Here is a 2,852-nt window from a genome sequence, read left to right on the forward strand (position 1 = left end):
AGCAGGATGTGCTCGCGGGTCTGCGGCATCGGGCCGTCGGCGGCCGAGCAAACCAGGATCGCGCCGTCCATCTGCGCCGCACCGGTGATCATGTTCTTGACGTAGTCGGCGTGGCCGGGGCAGTCAACGTGAGCGTAGTGGCGGGCAGCTGTTTCATACTCGACGTGTGCCGTCGAAATGGTGATGCCGCGGGCCTTTTCTTCCGGTGCCGCGTCGATCTGGTCGTACGCCTTGTACTCGCCGAAGTACTTCGTGATCGCTGCCGTCAGAGACGTCTTGCCATGGTCAACGTGGCCGATCGTGCCGATGTTAACGTGCGGCTTGTTGCGCTCAAACTTACTCTTTGCCATTTGAATGCTTCCTGTGAACGGTATTAGGTGGCCCCGGCGAACCGGTTTAGCGCCGCCGTTTAAGGCTTTCCCCGCCTTTGCGCAAGACTTTAATTGCACGCCCTATTCTTGGCCGACAACAGTCGCGGCAAGACAATAAGCAGCTTGAATTTAGAAAGAACCGCCAGAGGCGGCAAACGGGCTGAAAAGCGAGAAACGGCAGGCAATTGGACGGCGGTATGACGACAATATAATTGGAGCGGGTAGCGGGAATCGAACCCGCGTATTCAGCTTGGAAGGCTGCTGCTCTACCATTGAGCTATACCCGCGGTATTCTTCGATCCGAGGACGAATGGTGGAGAGAGTTGGATTTGAACCAACGTAGGCTGAGCCAACGGATTTACAGTCCGTCCCCTTTAACCACTCGGGCATCTCTCCAGTTTTTCGTCCGGATCGGTCGACCAAGCTTGCTGGGTCTTGAGCGTCGCCGCCCGTGACCTGCGCCGCGTATATGGACGGACGGTTTCCGTCTGTCAACATGCCGTTTCGGCAAAAATGACGAAAAATTTCGGCCCCTGTGGAAACCGGCGCACGCAGGGAAGGACTAGGCGCGTTGCCACCTGACGGCTATAAAGCCGCATGAGCAAAGACAAGACCTCCGGCCGATCCGGCCCAGAAAAAACCGACGGCGACAAGTCCGCCAAGGATACTCACTATGCAACGCTTCGGCGGGCCCATCGCGACGGCAAGCGCGAACGCGGCGAGATACCGACGCCGCCACCGCAAAAGCGAAAGCGCGGCGGCGACGACTGGAAGCCACCGGCGCTCGCTCCCGAACAGGTCTTCCTCTATGGCCTTCACACGGTACGCGCCGCGCTTGAAAATCGCGAGCGCCGGCTCGTCAAACTATCGGTGACGCAGAACGCTCTGGCGCGTCTCGATTTCGACCCGGATGCGCTCGGCTTTCCTGTCGAGATCGTGATGCCGCACGATATCGACAAGGTCCTCGGGCCCGAGGCGATCCATCAGGGCGTCATACTGGAAACGCGCCCCCTCCCCGTTCGCCGGCTGGAAGCGCTGAAAGACAGCCCTCTCCTGCTCGTGCTCGATCAGGTCACCGATCCGCACAATGTCGGCGCCATCATGCGCTCGGCGGTTGCCTTTAACGCGGGCGCCGTCATAACCACCATGCGCCACAGCCCCACCGAGTCCGGCGTGCTGGCGAAATCCGCCTCCGGGGCGCTGGAACTTATCCCTTATATCCAGGTTACCAACCTCTCGGATGCGCTCGGCGAACTGCACAAGCTCGGCTTCACGACGATCGGCCTCGATTCGGAGGGACCGGCTCCGCTGGAGGGGACGTTCACTGGAGCAAAGGTCGCGCTGGTACTCGGATCCGAGGGCAAGGGGCTGCGACAGAAGACCCGCGAGACAGTGAGCGCGCTCGCGAGGCTCGACATGCCCGGTGCGATCAAATCGCTCAACGTCTCGAATGCGGCAGCCATCGCCCTCTACGCCGCGCGCACCTATCTGGCGAAATAGCACCGTTTAACGGCACGCGTGTCCCGATATCCGCTCCCGAGTACGCACATTAGGCTTTAGGGGCCTTTACAAGCCCCTAAAGCGCACCCTGCGTTTCAAGCTGGCTGACGAGCACATAGATAGTCTCCTCGACGTCCCCCTTGGCAGCAAACCAAATCGGACCCGTCACGAACTCCTCAAGGCCCAAAGTGGCGGAGTACAGGCCACACGCCTCCTTCGTCGCGGGGTCTATGGCGATATCGAGGTAGCCGTTCGGTGCGCCCTCAGGCAGCAAGAAAAGATTGACTGCATAAAGTTTTAGGCCCTCCCGCCCGTTGACCGCCTCAAGAAGGCGAGGATGCATCTCGTCGGCCTCAGCCTCCGTGGCGGGCGTCCAGTAGGTACCGCTGAGCTCATCGTTCGCTTCCACGGCAAAGATATCCTTTCGCGCTGTCAGCACGTCGGTTCTCCCTTGAAAAGGACTTGAAGGGCGGCTTTTGTCACCACCAATGTTCTTATTATGTTCTCTTTTGGCGCGGAGTCAACATGCTTTGTCTTCTCGGGAAGGACGATGTGGGGCTGCCCTCAATCACGGCTTCGGCTTGCGCCGCAACGCCCTTCTAGCCTGCGCTCAGTGTGAGACCACGCACAGCCGTGCATTTTCGTGGGCAGATTATCTCGCGTCCCCTGGCTACAACCAAGTTTCAAACTACGGAAATGAATCAACCATTTGTAGATTTCATTTTCATGTCTGATTGACGAATGGCGGCGCTTGGGCAACTCTGCGCGAATAACGGGTGAGGGACTCATGAACACAATCGAAGAGAGCCTGCGCGCCATCTCGGAGCGGGTAATACGGATCCTCGCTGATCAGAACCCATTGACCCATTCTCTGCGACCGATGGACATGATCCGCCATGGCTGGCTTTCGAGCTTTCGCCAGGCATCGCAGCAGTGATCGACAATGTCGTCGTATGATTTGAAGACTCGGTTCGAGAGCCA

Annotated in this window: 3 protein-coding genes, 2 tRNA genes and 1 pseudogene; 1 reads left to right on the forward strand and 5 read right to left on the reverse strand. The window is 58.9% G+C overall.

Annotation, left to right across the window (positions count from 1 at the left end; all coding sequences use genetic code 11):
• The 3 genes from AB4048_RS28590 to AB4048_RS28600 form a co-directional block, all read right to left on the reverse strand.
• The coding region (locus AB4048_RS28590; RefSeq protein WP_442205034.1) for a GTP-binding protein at positions 1-350 on the reverse strand (350 nt) is incomplete at its 3' end.
• Positions 351-584: 234 nt separating this feature from the next.
• Positions 585-658, reverse strand: a tRNA-Gly gene (locus AB4048_RS28595).
• A 24-nt stretch (positions 659-682) separates the two neighbouring features.
• Positions 683-767 (reverse strand) — tRNA-Tyr (locus AB4048_RS28600).
• 201 nt (positions 768-968) lie between these two features.
• Between AB4048_RS28600 and AB4048_RS28605 the strand changes: the two genes are divergently transcribed.
• Positions 969-1,871, forward strand: a complete 903-nt coding sequence (locus AB4048_RS28605; RefSeq protein WP_442205318.1) for a TrmH family RNA methyltransferase — start codon at positions 969-971, stop codon at positions 1,869-1,871.
• A gap of 76 nt (positions 1,872-1,947) precedes the next feature.
• Here AB4048_RS28605 and AB4048_RS28610 read toward each other — a convergent pair whose 3' ends face one another.
• Positions 1,948-2,310, reverse strand: a complete 363-nt coding sequence (locus tag AB4048_RS28610) for a hypothetical protein (RefSeq protein WP_442205319.1) — start codon at positions 2,308-2,310, stop codon at positions 1,948-1,950.
• 410 nt (positions 2,311-2,720) lie between these two features.
• Positions 2,721-2,852, reverse strand: a pseudogene (locus AB4048_RS28615) (IS630 family transposase); the annotation flags it as partial.

Origin of the sequence: Rhizobium sp. RAF56, from assembly GCF_052113965.1 — a bacterium.
Classification (GTDB): domain Bacteria; phylum Pseudomonadota; class Alphaproteobacteria; order Rhizobiales; family Rhizobiaceae; genus Rhizobium.

Coding starts and splice junctions, on each gene's coding strand:
- AB4048_RS28605 (WP_442205318.1), top strand. CDS start 969: ATGAGCAAAGACAAGACCTCCGGCCGATCCGGCCCAGAAAAAACCGAC.